This is a genomic window from Streptomyces sp. NPDC001828, from assembly GCF_042892175.1.
Lineage (GTDB): Bacteria > Actinomycetota > Actinomycetes > Streptomycetales > Streptomycetaceae > Streptomyces.
In genome coordinates this window covers 173,841-187,949 of record NZ_JBIATV010000001.1, presented here as the reverse complement: position 1 = coordinate 187,949, position 14,109 = coordinate 173,841, and the positions used below count along the sequence as shown (strand labels likewise).

Below are 14,109 nucleotides of genomic sequence, written 5' to 3'. Positions count from 1 at the left end.
TACACGCCCGCTCTGTGCTCACCAGCTCACTCCCTCAGTGCCTCCAGCACCCGGGCGAACGTGGCCAGGTCCATGACCACGTATCCGTTCTTCACGTTGCGCCGGGGAGCCTTCACCACGGCCGCACCGAACTTGAACCCGGCATTGGCCGCTTCCCGATTCGCCTGCCGTACGTACTCGGCCAGCCGGATGGACTTCTCCGCCTTGGCCTCCAGCACGAACGGCCGGGCGTGGAGGTCTCCCACGTCCAACACCCCGGCCTGTACCTGGCGGTTGACGTTCCCCAGGTCGTGGGGGTCCTTCCACCGGTAGTCCGCGTCTCGCCAGTCGGTCACGTACTGGCCCAGCTCCTCGTTCAGGAAGTCACGGACCGCGCTCTCCCATGCGGTGCCCTTAGCTTTGACGGTGCTCACTCCGGCGCCACCTCCTCCAGCAACGACCAGACCACCAGGCCGTGTTCGATACGGCCCCGGACCTCCGGGGCGTCCCGCCCAGTCACCAGGCGCACGTAGTTCGCTTCGTTCTCGCGGCGGATAACCGCCTTGGCCGCTCCGCTGGTGGCGTAGGGCCCGTAGGTGGTGGTCTTGTTGCTGGCCTTCCGGTCTGCATCCTGTGGATACCGGTGTTCCACTACGGCGCGATAGACCACGTTCTGGCCGTGCCCCATGTATCGCGGCACCGTCATTCCCCCTCGTTCAAGAGTGCTGCATAAGCGTGGTACGCCTGTTGAGGACATACGCCGTTTCCAATTCGTGCCAGTTGCTCGCCCCGTTTCAGGCCCGGAACTCCGGTGACCCAGCCGGGAACCAAACCCATCATCCATTCACCGAATGCCGGGGCCAGGCGAAGACCTCCGCGCGGCCCCATTTCGATGGGCACAGGGGCAGGTGACCCTTTCAGGACTTCCCACCGGTGGATGGCGCGGCGGAAATCACCCCACCATTCGGCTGGCGAGTGGCCGCCCTCCTGTTGCTCCGCATCCGGCTCGACGTCCAGGAGGAACACGACTTCGTCCTCCAGGGTCGGGCCATGTCCTCCGGCTTTCCTCTTGTCCGGGTGCTGCGGTGCGCCGTTGCGACCCAGGTTCGCCGTGGGCGTTTTCAGGAGCTTTTCCGCCTTGTCCCGGGGGAACAGGCGGGCAATCGCTGTCACCAGGTCGTCACCGCCGGCGCCCGCTCGGGCGGCTTTGGCGTAGTCCGGACCGCGTACGCCGTCAGCGGCCGTCGGGGTCGGAAGGTGTGGCAATGCAAAACCATCGGTCCCGGTGATGTGGGGCCCCAACGTCGGACGCTCGTACGCATATCCACCGCGCGTCATACCCGATCGCGGCCAGGTCTGAGAGGACTTGCGAGAGCCCGCGGCCTCTGATCGCGGAAACATTTTCCAGGAATGCGATTCTCGGTCGAATGACGCGAATGGCTTCAGCAACGTTTCGCCAGATGCCGGAGCGTTCGCCACTGATACCCACCCTCTTACCTGCATTTGAAATGTCTTGACATGGGAAGCCAGCCGTTATGAGGTCCACCCGTTCGGCCAGTCCAGCCCAGTCCGCTTCCCTGATGTCCCCCAAGTTGGGGGCATCCGGGAAGCGGTGGGCGAGCACGCGGGAGGCCGCCGGATCCAGTTCCGCGACGAACTCCACGCGCTCACCCGTCAGGGCCTCTACTGCCGTGCCCAGTCCCCCGTACCCTGCGCACAACTCCAAGATCGGCAAGGGCTAAGCCAGTTCGCCAGGGATAGTCACCGCGACGTGTTCAGCCGCGATGGTCTCCACGCGGTAGCTGCGCCGCTTCACGAACCCAGACTCCCGCCCCGTGGGGCGCACCTTCAAAAGGGGCATGACCCGGCCCGCCACGATCGCGGACGTGGGGCGGATGACCTCCGCCTCCGTCATGCGCACCCGGTTGCCCTGCCGTGTCGCGTAGACCACGGTGTCACCCTGACGAATCGGGGCGCCCGTGAAGTCGTGGATCTCTCCTCTTTTAGCCACTTGGATTTTCCTCCTGTAAATGCAGGCAGGGCCCCAGTTCGGGCCCTGCCGTGGAACGTTGCATGCCGACCCAAGCCGGGGGGTTAGAAGGGGGGCTCTTCCAGGGACTTGGAGAGCGACGGAATACCCTCGTTTACTTCGTCCGGTGCCGGCGCCGGGCCGCGAACCTTCAGGACCGGCTTTCGGTAGCTCACGTCAATGCCGGACTTGGTAGTGAACTCGACCAGCTCCAAGTTCAGGTCACACGTTGCGGGCCGCCCCACGGCTTCCAGCTCACGCCAGACCGTCTCAATGCCCTTCATGAACTCCCAAGAGGAGCTGACAAGCCGGAACTTACCCAGGTCCGGGTTCTCTGCCAGGCGGAACGTCACACGCTGGTCCGGCTTAGGGCCGTGGCCGGCCTTGGCCGCCGCCTTTCGTTCCGGCAGCGTGGTAGGGCACCCACACGGCTGGCCGAAACGCGTGTCCTCCTGGTCCGTGAATTCGACACCGTCACAGGCATGGATGGGCTTTCCCGTCATGCCGTACAGAGCCATGCGGAAGGAAATGGCGTCCGGACCATCGACAATGACGCGGATGGTGTCCTTGGCGGTCATGACTTCCAGGGAATCTTCCTTGGTGGTCTCCCACTCCTCGGGGGTGCCGCCGTACATCTCGGCAACGGATGCGGCCACCTCCGGATCCCCCGTGGTGATGCGCCACGACTTCAAAGCAACGGGGCGCCCGTTGAGCTGCTGACCCGCGCGGAAACGGCCCACGTAGTCACTGGTGAAGACCTTGGGACGGGCGTCCGGGTCCTGATCGAGAATGCGAAGAGTGCGGGCCATATACGGCGCTCCATGTCTTGGGATCCACTTGGAAGTTGGGCAGCGAAAAGGCCTGGGGCATTGGCCCCAGGCCTCTTGCTCGAATGCATCTACTGAGCGCCGTTACAGGCGCGTGCCCTACTTCCGCCGCTGGGTGCCGGTCTCCACGGCACCGCCCGACGCAACGGCCCGACCGATCACGCCAGACTTGAGAGTCCGCTCCCACTCGAACACCTGGCGCAGGTGGAGGAACACGCCGAAGAGGTCCGGCGAGTGGCGGACGGGAACCAACTTCCACCCCTCCGGGCGGACATGGAGGACGGCCGCCGCGTCGATGGCCGGCACCGGGACCGACTCCCCCGTATCTGCCCGTACGATCCGGTCCGCGTTGGCGTACGCCGAGAGCTGGAGCGCCACCTCCTCGTGTACGCCGGAGCGCGTGGTCTTCCAGTCCAGGACCACGGTCTCCGTACCGATGCGTGCGATGGCGTCGAACGACCCGGCGTAGTGGTGCTGGTCGGACCAGACCGCGTCCTCCAGGAACAGGAACTCCGGCTGGACCTGGTCCAGGAACTCCCGGAAGTGATCGGCGTAGCTGCGGAGGTCCGGGTGGACGCGGGTCACGTCCTCTCCCCGGGCCAGCCGTTCGAAGATGTCGTGGGCCGCACTGCCCGTGTCGGCCGCCTGCTTGGTGAAGCGTCCTGGTGCGCGCTTCAGGTAGTCCACAGCGCCGTTGCGGTCACCGCGGATCATCATGTCCACCACGGCGCCCACATGGTCCACGGCGGCATTCGCCACCTGGGAGGCGTACCAGTAGTTCAAGAAGACCTTGGGGAGCATTCCCAGGACGGAGGTCACTCCGGGGACTTTCTCCCCGGAGGCCGGGTCCACGTAGAAACGGCTTCCGGATCGCTGGATGGTTGTCAGTGCGGCCAAAGAGAGCCCCCTCATGCGTGCGCGGCGCCGAGCCGCGCTCTGTCGCTTACGGGGTCATGCACTGACGGGTGTTACAGGGAGAGGGAAGCATCAAGAGTGCTTCCGGGTCCTTCTTTCCCCCTCTGTATTGAAGAAAGAAGGAACGGGAAGCATGCATGTTGCTTCCCCAACGCCAGCGGCCCCGTCCAGGAGGATCGGGGCCGCGTTGTGCGAGTGGCGTGTCAGTGGTCGCGGTCGTTCTCGACTTCCGCCAGGGCGGCCAACACACGGTCCGTCTCCGCTCGCGTTTCTTCCAACTGGGCGCGCAGGGACCGGCGTTGGGCGGTGGTCATGACGGGGACCAGCTCCGCGCGGAATGCCTTGGTGCCACTCTTGATGTGGCGGGCCAGGTTGAGCATGGACGCGGCGGTGTTGTTGCCGGCGTCCTTGCGGGCGTCGTCCACGCTGGTGACGGCCTGGGCGGCCCGCTTTTCGAGCTGGGAGCGTTGGCCCCGTGTGAGGGGCTGGACGTTGAACTTGGCCCACAGGGCCTTGGGGATGCGCTCCCGTTTGACGTCCTCGATGTGGTGACGGACGGCTCGCTGCGCCGATGCGTCCATTCCCAGGTCTTGGTAGAGGAGTCCGGCCAGGGCCTGGTACTGAGGGCTCTGGCCGTCCCAGTCAACGTCCTTGCCGTTTTTGAACAGTTGACGCAGGTCCACCAGGCGACTGGCGGTCGTCTTCCGTAGTTCGGTGGCGTTGTCCTCTGCTTGCTTCAGGAGCCGTCCGGCGTCTTTGGCGTCGTTGAATGCCTGGCTGACCTTGGGGTCCTTCAGGGCCTCCAGGGCTATCGGGTCGGCGGAGGCGAACTCCACCACCAGGCCCTCCGCAACGGGCGTGAGGTTCTTCTCCTCTGCCCTGCGCTCTATCTCCGCCGCCAAGTCCTTGGCTGTGCTGGCTGGCTTAGGAGGGGCCGTCTTCTTTACTGGCACGCGTCGAGTCGTCGTCTTCTTCGCGGCGGTTTTCTTGGCCGCCGCCTTCTTAGCCGTGGTCTTCTTTGCTGCCTCTGCCATGGTCTCCCCTACCTGTGCGGGAGCCGCCAAGCTAACACCGGGGTGACTCCTGTGCCCGGTCAACGGTGCTGGTTCACCACGAAGTTGGTACCGCACACCCCGCATGTCACGGGACCTTGGTCATAAACCCGTTTGCCCATCTGCATCGTCCGGCCGCATCCACAGACCAGGTTGAGGCGGGTTCCGCTCTTGCCCTTCTCCGGGACGACCACCTCCAGGGCGGGGACCTCTGCCGCCAGAACCGGCGCCAAGGCTTCCATCAACGGCGCGAACCTGGTTGCCGTGGACTCGTCCACCGGGATGGGGCTGTACCCCTTCACAGGGTGGAGTTCATTGTCCTGGGGCCAGGTCATGCCCAGCTCCTTGGCCATGGCCGCAAAGCGCTTGTTGTGCCTTTGCCCCCGGTTGCTGGTGTCCGAGATACCCCGCACATGGCATAGCGCGTGCGTCGCAGCGTGAAGAACGGCCTCCAGGACGGCCCGGGGCCCAGCTCTCAGAGCCTCCACGTTGACAGGGAGGTCCGGCTTCCCACCCAGCGTTCCTTCATGTTCGGGCCAGGCCAGGTTGTGGCGGGCGCCGGCGGTATCAAGGACCACCGTCACGTCCGGTAGGTCTGGGTGGTCCGTCTTCAGCGTCTCCCATATCAGCTCAATGCCTGCAATGATTCGCGCTCCGCTGACTGCCACCAGCTACCCCGTTTCACCCTGTGAAATTGCGGCCACAACGTACCACGCACGCCTAACCCGCTAGGGTCATCTTTACACTCTCGTGAAACAGAAAAGGGCCCTGCCAGACGGAACATGTTCCGCCGGACAGGGCCCCAGGGGCTGGACCGGGTCAGTCACCCGGGTTGTACTTGGCCGCCACCTGGCGGGATGCGCTCTCACCACAGATGAGGACCACCAGGAAAGTCAGGAAGTCCACCACCGTGTCATTGACCGCCACGTCCGCAACGGCCGGAACGGTCTGAGCGACCAGCACCAGGACCGCCGCGATACCTGCGCGGACCCGGACCGGGTTGTCACGGAGGAACACCTTCAGGGCATCGAAATTCAAGTCAGCCTCCAAGCTGTGCATAGAGAGTGCGCACCTGGTCCCGGAGCTGGGCCAAGGTGCCGTCATTGCGGATGACGTAGTCCGGGACCAGGCCGTCCAGGGCCGTCTCCGAACTGTGGGAGGAGTAGGCGCCGACCCCAGCCCCAGGCCGTTCGACGCGGACAACCACGGCGCCTTCCGCCTTCAGCTCCTCCACCTCGTTCAGGTAGCGGACGTCCGTCACGACGCACGGCATGTTCCACTCGGTGCCTTGGCGTACCTGGCCGATGACGCCCCGGATCCAGAAGCCGGTATCCATCTCGCGGACGGACTGGCCGTACTCCTGGAGAACGCGGCGGACCTCCGGGAACTGGTCTTTGGCCCGCTCCCACCCGGTTTCCCGGATCACCTGGGACAGGCGGGCAGCGTTCTTCGCAGGGTTCAGGGGGATGTACGGGTCCAGGCGCAGGGCGGCCCGGCGGAGTTCGTCCGCGAATGCCAGGCGGGTGTAGGAGCCGTGGCGGACCAGTACCTGGGCCACGGTGTCCTTGCCGGACCTGGCCTTGCCAGAGAGAGCGATGTGAGGGGTGCGCATGGTGCGGCCTTTGGTCGGGGAACGGTTCCCCGACATCGACTGAGCCGCGTTACTTCCCCTTCGGGCCCAGGAGCGCGGAGACCAGGGAGCCCACGGCCATGACGACTGTGGGCGGGATGGCGTACTTCCACCGCTCCAGGGCCCGGAGGCGGTCCTCTTGGTCCGCGAGGGTGCGGCTCACGCCTTCCTGGGCCTGGGTGAGATTGCGGACGTCCTCCCGCATCCCCACTAGCTGGTCATAGATCTCCCGCGCGCCGATGGTGACGCCGAGCGGGTCACGCTCTGATTCGTTCATCCCATCAACCGTGCCCAGGTGGACGGGCCCGGGATGCCGTCCGCGTCCGACCCGCTCCAGCCCTGGTCCTCCTGGAATGCCCGGGTGGCCTTACGGTCGCTCTCCGTCCAGCGCGGGCCCGCCCCTACCGAGTAGAAGCGGCCGTACCCCTTGCGGATGAGCGCGCGGCCAAGCTGGGTCACGTAGTCGTTGGCCTTGCCCGGACCGAAGTATCCGGTGCCCGGGAAGCCGCTGGAGCCCGTGCCGGCTGTGCCGCCCGCCGGGGAATCCGCGGTGGCCTGGTAGACGAATCCTGACCGGCCCTTCAGCGACGGGTCAGCCGTCACGATGCCCTCCGGGAATGCCGGGAGGCCGTAGCCGTGGACGTAAGCCGACCGGCGTGCACGGGTTCGGCGCATGACCTTGTTGCCGTTGGCATCGTTGGTCAGGGAGGTGTTTCCCTCCACAGTGTTGATGTTGTCCCGGTCGTAGCTCAGAACGATGCCCGTGTGTTCGTCACCGTCCACTCCGTAGATGACCTGCGCGCCCACGGCCGGGAACTCACTCCAGCGCCCGCGTGCCTTGAACCAGTTCATGGCCTCCTCCACAGATGCCGTGCGCGGGTAGAGGCTCGCAGCATTCGCGCGCATGGCCACCCAGGAGGTCCAGGTGGCGCACCACGGCTGGTAGTTGGACCACTCCAGGCCGGGTACCTGACTCGAATACTTCTGGTGGCCGGAAGGCCGCTCACCCGGAGCGCGCTCCGCCTGGTAGCCGACTTCCGTAAGTGCGACACGGAAGACGTCATTGCATACACCCATGGTCAACTCCTGTTCAGGGAAAGGGGAGAGGGCCCCGCGCGGTGCGGAGCCCTCTCGTGTGATGTGTGGTGGTCGGCCAGAGAGGCCTAGAGGCGTACGGGCGGGTCCGGTGTCAGCCCCGCGTCCTGGGGAACGCCGTTGTAAGTCGTTCCGCGCAGGGTGAGGGTCTGCTTTACCGCCCCCGCAGAGGCGGAGAGCTTGTTCCCGACGATCCACGCCAACGTGTCGAGACTCGCTCCAGTCTGGTCCACGACGCGTACGACGTCGCCGAGTTGGAGCCGAGGGTCCGGCAGGATCTCCACGTCTCCCAGGATTGGAGCTGGGTACTGACCTGCCTTCAAGAGCGCGTCGGCCACGGCGGTGGCGGACTCAGCCGTCTGGACCCAGCCTCCACTGTCATGGTTGTACGTCTGCACCCGGTAAGCCGCCTGGCTGGTGGTGTTCTGAGACGTGGCGGAATACCGCACTGGATTGTCACCAGAGGAGACGGCAGGAGACTTCACGTTGACGGATACGGCACCGGAGGTGGCGCCCCGCAGGAACACCACTGACGTGCTCCGGTTGCGCATCGTCAGGTAGAACCGCCCGTCCACCTTGCGGAGCCCTACCTCAACCGCACCGAACACCTGGGGTGCCGAGTCGGAATCGGCCGAGACGAACCGGATCGCGTTCTCCCCCACCGCTCCCGGCTTGGTCAACGGCGGCATAGCGTCGAACTGGTTGTCTCCGACCAGCCACCACAGTTCCGCCCACTCACCGGGGCCCAGCCGTGCAACGTTATACAGGGGATTGGCTACTGAGTCAGTCGTTTGGACACTGAGCCAGTTGTCCCAAGGCACGGTGATGTAGTTCCGGCACGCGTCGATTTCCTCGGTGACGGTCAGGGAGGCCAATTCCCGGTCAGAGGTAACGGTCAGGCTCGGGGTCGCCGGCGCGATGGACCAGCGATTGCGGCCCTGCCACCGAAACACTCCGTTGGTATCGAACTCCGCCGTGGACAGGGTGGCCGCCGCTATCTGCGTAATCACGTCCCACGCACTCCCGCTTACCTGCGGAATCACGCGCAAAGGAGCATCCGGCAGGTCCAGCGTTGCAGTCTTCTGCCACATGCCCGTCTGGGTCAGCGCCGCTCCCAACGGCCTGGTTGCGAGCTGGGAGAGCTGGACGGCTTCCACGCGAAGGTTCTGTATCACGAGCCGGATGAATGCCAGGGATCCAGGCGGGACCGCCGAAGGGCTCGACGCAGGAACCCCGAAGTGGACCACTCCGTCCGGGGCCGTCAGGCGGGGAAGCAGGATAGCTTTTCCGGAAGAATCAAACTCCATCCACAGCCCAAGGTGGAACGTGCCCTTCTTGGGCTTGACGTCCCAGCCATCCCAGGTGGCGCCCCCGTTCTTGCTCGGGTCCTCGTTGGTGCCCACCGCCACAACCATTTGTGTCGTCTTGATGGCCGTGTTGAACTGCATAAGCGCGGAGGTGTACGTGAGCTGGTTGTTCGCGTCGCTCCACGCCATGGTGAACTCAATACCGCTCTCCACCAGGCCATCGCCCGGGATGTTCGCGTTGTTGATCCATGCCTCATAGAACAGACCCGGCGTGTTGCCCCGGTTGACAGGGCGTACCGAAGGAACGTATTCCGCAGTGGATTTGCCCGCGTACCAGTCGAAGCACATCTCATGCGGTGCCTGGTCCTTCGTCCAGAACTTCCACATGCCCTCCAGCCGCGTGAGCGTGCCGATATTGGCTGCCGCCCCGCCATGCAGCGATGCGTAGAGGATGCAGCCCTGGCGGGGAGGGGGACACGTGTGGATTCCAGCGTTGCGCAACAGGTGATCTACGCACCACGATGCGCTGGCCACCCAGTCCGTGGTCCACCACCGCGTAGTCCTCGGGTCAAGACCTCCCGCCGGGCGGGGAAGGTCGGCCGGCATTCGCAACCGCTCCGCGCCATCAAGAGCACTCACGCGCACTGTGTCCCCGCCGGACTGAGCCGTCCGGGACCGTACGCTTCCCCGGAATGCGGGGAGGGTCTGACCGTTCACCCCCCACTCCTGGACCACGGACTGACCCGGCCGCGACACGTCCCCCGTAGCGCGTGGGGCCCATGGCCCATACAGAGCCGGAGCCGACTTCCCGCCCGCACCGCCAACCGAGAGTTCTAGTTGGGTGGAGCTGGAGCCGCTGAAGGCGCGCATGGCGTCGGGCAAATCTGTGCTGTAGCCGGAGTCCAAGGACCACTCCTGGACCTGGCCACTCATGTCCTGGCCGCCGAGCCGGATGGACTGGGCCGCGTTGCGCTCTCCTGCCTTCAGGGCCGATACCAGAGCGGGGTTACCCGACTGCATTGACTACCTCCACAAGGTCCAGGGAAACGTCTCGTTCGGACAGTCGGCCGGGCCGAACTGACTGGGTGAATCCGGCCACGCTGAACTGGGACCCGCCTTCACCGGGGGGTATGGCAATGGCTGATGGCGTCCCGATCGAGAGGGAAGCGGGCCCAATCGGTGTGGGAGCCGGGGTGTCTCCCACACCGATCCACGGTTTGACGTATGCGCTGGCGCTCGGAGCCTGGGCGGCCTGCATACCAGCGCTAAGGGTCACGTCCTTGCCGGCCGCGTCGATGAACTGGAGGCCGAAGGAAGTCACTCCGGGCACGCTGTGTGTGAATGTCACGCTCTCGCCCGGCTGGACGGGAAATCCGCGGCCCCCAGTGGGCGCCCAGTCAATGCCGCCCTTACCCGAGAACATGACCTGTCCGCCGCTCTGCGACAGAGTGATACCGGCGGCATAGTTCCACTGACTGGTTGGGCCGCTTCCCAGTGCCTGGGCCGCCGGTAGCGCCTCACGGAATGGGACACGGAGGCTTTCATCACCAGGCCGTGTTCGCCGCAACAGCACGCGCCCCACGGCCCAGTTGGCGAATCCTCTGTTGATCTTCAGGGAGGGCCGGACGGTGGCCGCTCCGGCGGGGACACTCGCCACCACTGGGCGGTCAAAGCCCTGCCCACCGATGGACCCGACCGAGGCGTAAAGGGGAGCGGGACCATAGAAGATCAGCCGCACGTCCGAGACCACCGCCGCCAGCTCCGGAGCCCAGAACGTCACCTGACCGCCCGGCATGACGGGGAACCCACCGATGTCCCGGGCGTTCTCGATGATGAACCAACCATCGGCCCCGGCGGGCGCCGATACCGTCACCGGGTCGTACAGCGCAGAGCCTGAGTTGACCGTTACCTTGGCCCCCGGGTCTCCCCGCCAGTCGACCGCGCCATTGATACTTCGCAGGCCGTTGGCCTGGGGGCCGAAGAACCAGTTCTCCGATGCCGGGTCGATGACACGGACCGGGCCGGGGCCGTCCACACGGCGGGCCAGACGGTCCAGGAACTGCGCGTCCTCCAGGGCCATGGAGGTCCAGGTGAGCTTCATCCGCCTGGGCTGAACCGGCGGCACCCACGTGGTCAGGGCGCCGGACAAGGCACGGAACTCACTCACACCAAGATCGTTACTGCGGTCGTAGGTGACGGCCGCTTCCGGGAACTCCCGCAGGGCACCGGACCGGCCAATCCACAAGGACACGTCTTCTCCAAAGAGGGTCGGGGCAGAGCACCGACTCACGTGAGTCGGTGCTCCCTTCGTTCAGCGGCGGGCCAGTTGACGCATTCCGTTGGCCGCCGCTCGGGCCAGTTCCTGCTCTCCGACCTTCACGACCACATCGCGGTCCGCGTACTGGCGGAGCACGTCCACCAGGTCCGCTGACCATGCGGGCTGAGCGCTTTGACTGACACTGACCTGCGGCCCGGTACCGATCAGGTCCGGCAACGTTCCTGTAATGCCAGTGAGTTGGCGCTTCAGGCCGGGGATGCGGTCCTCAATGCCGTCCATGAATCCGTCCAGGACAAGGCGGCCGGCGGGCGCCAGGATGGTGCGGTCCCGCCGGGCCGGGCCCTTCCAGTCCGGGAGCATGTCGGTCAGGCCGTTGAGCTTGTTCTTCACGCTCGACCACATGGAGGAGATGCCGTCCAGGAAGCCGTTCAGGAGGTCGATACCGGCGCGGACCAGGAGACGGCCCATGTCGCCAAGGGTGTTGACGATGTTGCCGGGCAGATCAGCGAACCACTGATAGACGGTGTTGATTCCGCCGGAGATCCAGCGGCCGAATTCGTTCATTGCATTGGATGCCGAATCCGCCAATCCGGAGCCCCATTCCTGCAATTTCCGCCAGACCCCGGAAGCCATACCTCCGAAGAGATCTACGACTTTTCCGAGGGCTTTCGACGCCAGTGCCTTCATGTTCGAAAACACGTCGCCCATGTACGTGAGCACACCGGAGAGCAGGTCTTTTGCGGCTTGCCAGGCGCGCGAGAAATCGCCTTGCAAAATCGCGACGATAAGTTGAATGGCAGGAAGAACCACGTTCTGGATCAGCGATGCCAGGTTGTCCGCCAGCATGGCCGCCAGGTCTGCCACCAGGCCGATCAGTGGCTGTATGACGGGCATCAGGGCTGCTAGGGCCTGCACCAGGAAGACGCCCGCGGCCTCGATCAGCGGGCCCAGGGCAACGGCAAGTTGTCCGATGGATTCACCGATTTTGGCGAGAGCCGGGGCTAGGGCCTCCAGCAATTGCGAGACGATCGGAGCGACGGCCGCAACCAGCGCACCGAAAGCAACAAGCAGCGGACCAAGAATTCCCGGGAGTTGCTGAAGAATGGGCCGCAGGGCGGTCATTAGAATTCCCGCAACCTGCCTGAACAAATTCGCACAGATGATGAGAACGGGACCCAATGCCGTGCCGATCTGGGCGACCAGTTGGGCCGCAATCGGAACGATTTCCGCGAGAATTCCCGAGAGGGAGCGGACGATGGGAATCAGGGCCTGTCCGGCGGATTTCGCCAGGTCCGCCAGGACCGGGGCCAGGAGCTTGAACGTTTCCGCTACGGCACCGAGGATCGGCCGCAGTGCCGTGGCCAGGGCTGATGCCAGCGAGACGACGACCGGCAGAATCGCGGCGAACGCCCCGCCCAGGGCTCCAAGGACCGGCCCCAGAGCGGTGGCCAGCCCGGAGGCGAGCGAGACGACGACGGGAAGGACCTGGGCGAACGCGCCCGCCAGGGACCCGACCACGGGGCCAAGACCCTGGCCCAGGGACTTGATCAACTGGGCGAAGACGGGGCCGAGTTGGGCCACCGCTGTCTGGAGGGGCCCGGCCAGGGTGTTGACCAGGGTGGACAGGATGGGGAGGGCGGCCTCCAGGGCGGCCCCGAGCACGGTCGAGACCAGGTGGCCGATGGAGGCCAGGGTCTCGAACAGGGCCGTGAAGGTAGCCTGTGCCTGAGGGGTTGAGGTGATGGCCGCCGCTTTGGCTGCGATCTCCGAGAGGACGCCCAGGAATCCGGCTCCGGCCGTCGCGGCCGGTCCGAAGACGTTGGCCAGGGTCTGGCCCAGGTTGCCCAGAGTGGTGAAGAACGATCCGGCCAGGCCGATGGCCTTTTCAATGCCCTTCTGCATGGCGCCCGACTTGAAGGCGCTCGCCATCTTCTGGGAGAGCGCGTCCAGGGAGTGGCCTCCGGCGGCCGTGAGCTTGGTGAACGCGGGAGTAGCGGCGGCTCCGACCTGGACCAGGCCCTGGACCAGGGTGGCCGGCAGGGCGGACAGGTTCTTCAGGCTGACCGTCGCACCGCCCATGGCCTTGCCCAGAGCGCCGGAACGAGCCAGGCCATCAGCGGTGTTGAGGACCTGGCGGCCCATCAGGTTGAGTGCTCCGGCCGTCCCGGTGAGCTGGGTCTTCAACACCGGAAGAACGGACTTGGAGACCCGGTCCAGGGTCGTGCCCATGTCCTTGAACAAGGCACCCTGCACGGACTTCTGGACCTTCTCCCAGGCCGGGCCCAGGGACTTGACCTCTGCGACGAACGCTTTTGCCTGGGGGCTCAGCTTGGCCAGGGCGTCCGCGTCACCCTTCAGGGCTTCCGCCACGCCCTTCATGCCGATCTTGAGGGCCGCGCCCGCACTGGCCATGGTCAGTACGGCGGGTGCTGCCAGAGCGGCGGCGGGTGCCATCTGCACCAGGCCGGACACCAGGCCCGCCATGGACGGGATGGTCCCGGCCATGGAGCCCAGCTTGGCTACCGTGCCGAGCAGACCGCCCAGGCCGCTGGCCGCGCCGCTTACGGCCTTGGCCAGAGAGCCCAGGGACTTTTCGAGCTGGGCAGTCTGGGAGCGGTCGGCGTTGATGTGGGCGTTGATGGTGAGCGGCGGCTCCAGGTGAGCCAGTTCCCGGCGTAGCCTGGCAATCTCCGCGTCCTTGATTTCCAGGCGGGCGTTCAGGGTGGCCGCTCGGGTCTGGAGCCGGGTGCGAAGCGTGTCACCGAATGCACTCAGGTCCGGGTCCACGCGAACCTTGACCTTGGCGCGGACCCTGGACAGGTCCCGGTTCAGTCGGTCGCGGAAGCCCTGGGACAGGTCCGGCACCGCCTGGACCTTGATGCGGGCCCGGCGCTCTGTGCGGTCCAAGTACCGCTGGAGCGACTGGGCGAAATTAGACGTGTCCGGCAGAACGCGAATCGCGATGCGTCCACGCTCCGTGCCGCCGGGCCCGGCCAT

General features: G+C 65.7%; 16 protein-coding genes. All 16 read right to left on the bottom strand.

The window, feature by feature from the left end:
- Nucleotides 1-26 precede the first annotated feature (26 nt).
- The 16 genes from ACFYZA_RS00920 to ACFYZA_RS00845 all read right to left on the bottom strand — a co-directional run bounded on the left by ACFYZA_RS00920 (nucleotide 27) and on the right by ACFYZA_RS00845 (nucleotide 14,109).
- Complete coding sequence (locus ACFYZA_RS00920) at nucleotides 27-413, bottom strand: hypothetical protein (protein WP_388486028.1); 387 nt, start codon at nucleotides 411-413, stop codon at nucleotides 27-29.
- Nucleotides 410-685: a hypothetical protein gene (locus ACFYZA_RS00915; RefSeq protein ID WP_388486026.1), complete on the bottom strand. Its 276-nt coding sequence runs from the start codon at nucleotides 683-685 to the stop codon at nucleotides 410-412. Before ACFYZA_RS00915 ends, ACFYZA_RS00920 begins: the two co-directional genes overlap by 4 nt.
- Entirely contained in the window at nucleotides 682-1,152 is a 471-nt protein-coding gene (locus tag ACFYZA_RS00910; RefSeq protein ID WP_376207612.1) for a DNA (cytosine-5-)-methyltransferase, read from the bottom strand. Before ACFYZA_RS00910 ends, ACFYZA_RS00915 begins: the two co-directional genes overlap by 4 nt.
- A gap of 61 nt (nucleotides 1,153-1,213) precedes the next feature.
- Nucleotides 1,214-1,699 carry a DNA cytosine methyltransferase gene (locus ACFYZA_RS00905; RefSeq protein ID WP_376231247.1) on the bottom strand — a complete coding sequence of 162 codons (486 nt, stop codon included), beginning with the start codon at nucleotides 1,697-1,699 and terminating at the stop codon, nucleotides 1,214-1,216.
- Nucleotides 1,700-1,717: 18 nt separating this feature from the next.
- Complete coding sequence (locus tag ACFYZA_RS00900) at nucleotides 1,718-1,990, bottom strand: hypothetical protein (RefSeq protein ID WP_376207616.1); 273 nt, start codon at nucleotides 1,988-1,990, stop codon at nucleotides 1,718-1,720.
- Nucleotides 1,991-2,073: 83 nt separating this feature from the next.
- The gene (locus tag ACFYZA_RS00895) at nucleotides 2,074-2,817 is read right to left on the bottom strand and encodes a hypothetical protein (RefSeq protein WP_376207618.1); all 744 of its coding nucleotides are present in this window, start codon (nucleotides 2,815-2,817) and stop codon (nucleotides 2,074-2,076) included.
- Nucleotides 2,818-2,934: 117 nt separating this feature from the next.
- A complete protein-coding gene (locus tag ACFYZA_RS00890; protein ID WP_388486022.1) occupies nucleotides 2,935-3,654 on the bottom strand; it encodes a hypothetical protein in 720 nt (239 codons plus the stop codon).
- Between the two features lie 299 nt (nucleotides 3,655-3,953).
- Nucleotides 3,954-4,784, bottom strand: coding sequence for a hypothetical protein (locus ACFYZA_RS00885; RefSeq protein ID WP_388486019.1), 831 nt, complete (start codon nucleotides 4,782-4,784; stop codon nucleotides 3,954-3,956).
- A 59-nt stretch (nucleotides 4,785-4,843) separates the two neighbouring features.
- Entirely contained in the window at nucleotides 4,844-5,470 is a 627-nt protein-coding gene (locus ACFYZA_RS00880) for a hypothetical protein (RefSeq protein WP_376207624.1), read from the bottom strand.
- A 151-nt stretch (nucleotides 5,471-5,621) separates the two neighbouring features.
- Nucleotides 5,622-5,840: a hypothetical protein gene (locus tag ACFYZA_RS00875; RefSeq protein WP_388486017.1), complete on the bottom strand. Its 219-nt coding sequence runs from the start codon at nucleotides 5,838-5,840 to the stop codon at nucleotides 5,622-5,624.
- A gap of 1 nt (nucleotide 5,841) precedes the next feature.
- The gene (locus tag ACFYZA_RS00870; RefSeq protein ID WP_388486016.1) at nucleotides 5,842-6,414 is read right to left on the bottom strand and encodes a hypothetical protein; all 573 of its coding nucleotides are present in this window, start codon (nucleotides 6,412-6,414) and stop codon (nucleotides 5,842-5,844) included.
- Nucleotides 6,415-6,463: 49 nt separating this feature from the next.
- Nucleotides 6,464-6,709, bottom strand: coding sequence for a hypothetical protein (locus ACFYZA_RS00865; protein WP_376207630.1), 246 nt, complete (start codon nucleotides 6,707-6,709; stop codon nucleotides 6,464-6,466).
- Nucleotides 6,706-7,509, bottom strand: a complete 804-nt coding sequence (locus tag ACFYZA_RS00860) for a peptidoglycan-binding protein (protein ID WP_388486013.1) — start codon at nucleotides 7,507-7,509, stop codon at nucleotides 6,706-6,708. Before ACFYZA_RS00860 ends, ACFYZA_RS00865 begins: the two co-directional genes overlap by 4 nt.
- Nucleotides 7,510-7,595: 86 nt before the next feature.
- Complete coding sequence (locus ACFYZA_RS00855) at nucleotides 7,596-9,368, bottom strand: hypothetical protein (RefSeq protein ID WP_376207636.1); 1,773 nt, start codon at nucleotides 9,366-9,368, stop codon at nucleotides 7,596-7,598.
- Between the two features lie 472 nt (nucleotides 9,369-9,840).
- Nucleotides 9,841-11,085 carry a hypothetical protein gene (locus tag ACFYZA_RS00850; RefSeq protein WP_388486012.1) on the bottom strand — a complete coding sequence of 415 codons (1,245 nt, stop codon included), beginning with the start codon at nucleotides 11,083-11,085 and terminating at the stop codon, nucleotides 9,841-9,843.
- 60 nt (nucleotides 11,086-11,145) lie between these two features.
- Nucleotides 11,146-14,109, bottom strand: a complete 2,964-nt coding sequence (locus ACFYZA_RS00845; RefSeq protein ID WP_388486010.1) for a hypothetical protein — start codon at nucleotides 14,107-14,109, stop codon at nucleotides 11,146-11,148.

Bases quoted from the DNA above. Each gene is read 5' to 3' on its own strand.
- ACFYZA_RS00860 (WP_388486013.1), bottom strand. From the start codon at position 7,509: ATGGGTGTATGCAATGACGTCTTCCGTGTCGCACTTACGGAAGTCGGC.
- ACFYZA_RS00885 (WP_388486019.1), bottom strand. From the start codon at position 4,784: ATGGCAGAGGCAGCAAAGAAGACCACGGCTAAGAAGGCGGCGGCCAAG.
- ACFYZA_RS00870 (WP_388486016.1), bottom strand. From the start codon at position 6,414: ATGCGCACCCCTCACATCGCTCTCTCTGGCAAGGCCAGGTCCGGCAAG.
- ACFYZA_RS00915 (WP_388486026.1), bottom strand. From the start codon at position 685: ATGACGGTGCCGCGATACATGGGGCACGGCCAGAACGTGGTCTATCGC.
- ACFYZA_RS00845 (WP_388486010.1), bottom strand. From the start codon at position 14,109: ATGGCCGGGCCCGGCGGCACGGAGCGTGGACGCATCGCGATTCGCGTT.
- ACFYZA_RS00895 (WP_376207618.1), bottom strand. From the start codon at position 2,817: ATGGCCCGCACTCTTCGCATTCTCGATCAGGACCCGGACGCCCGTCCC.
- ACFYZA_RS00865 (WP_376207630.1), bottom strand. From the start codon at position 6,709: ATGAACGAATCAGAGCGTGACCCGCTCGGCGTCACCATCGGCGCGCGG.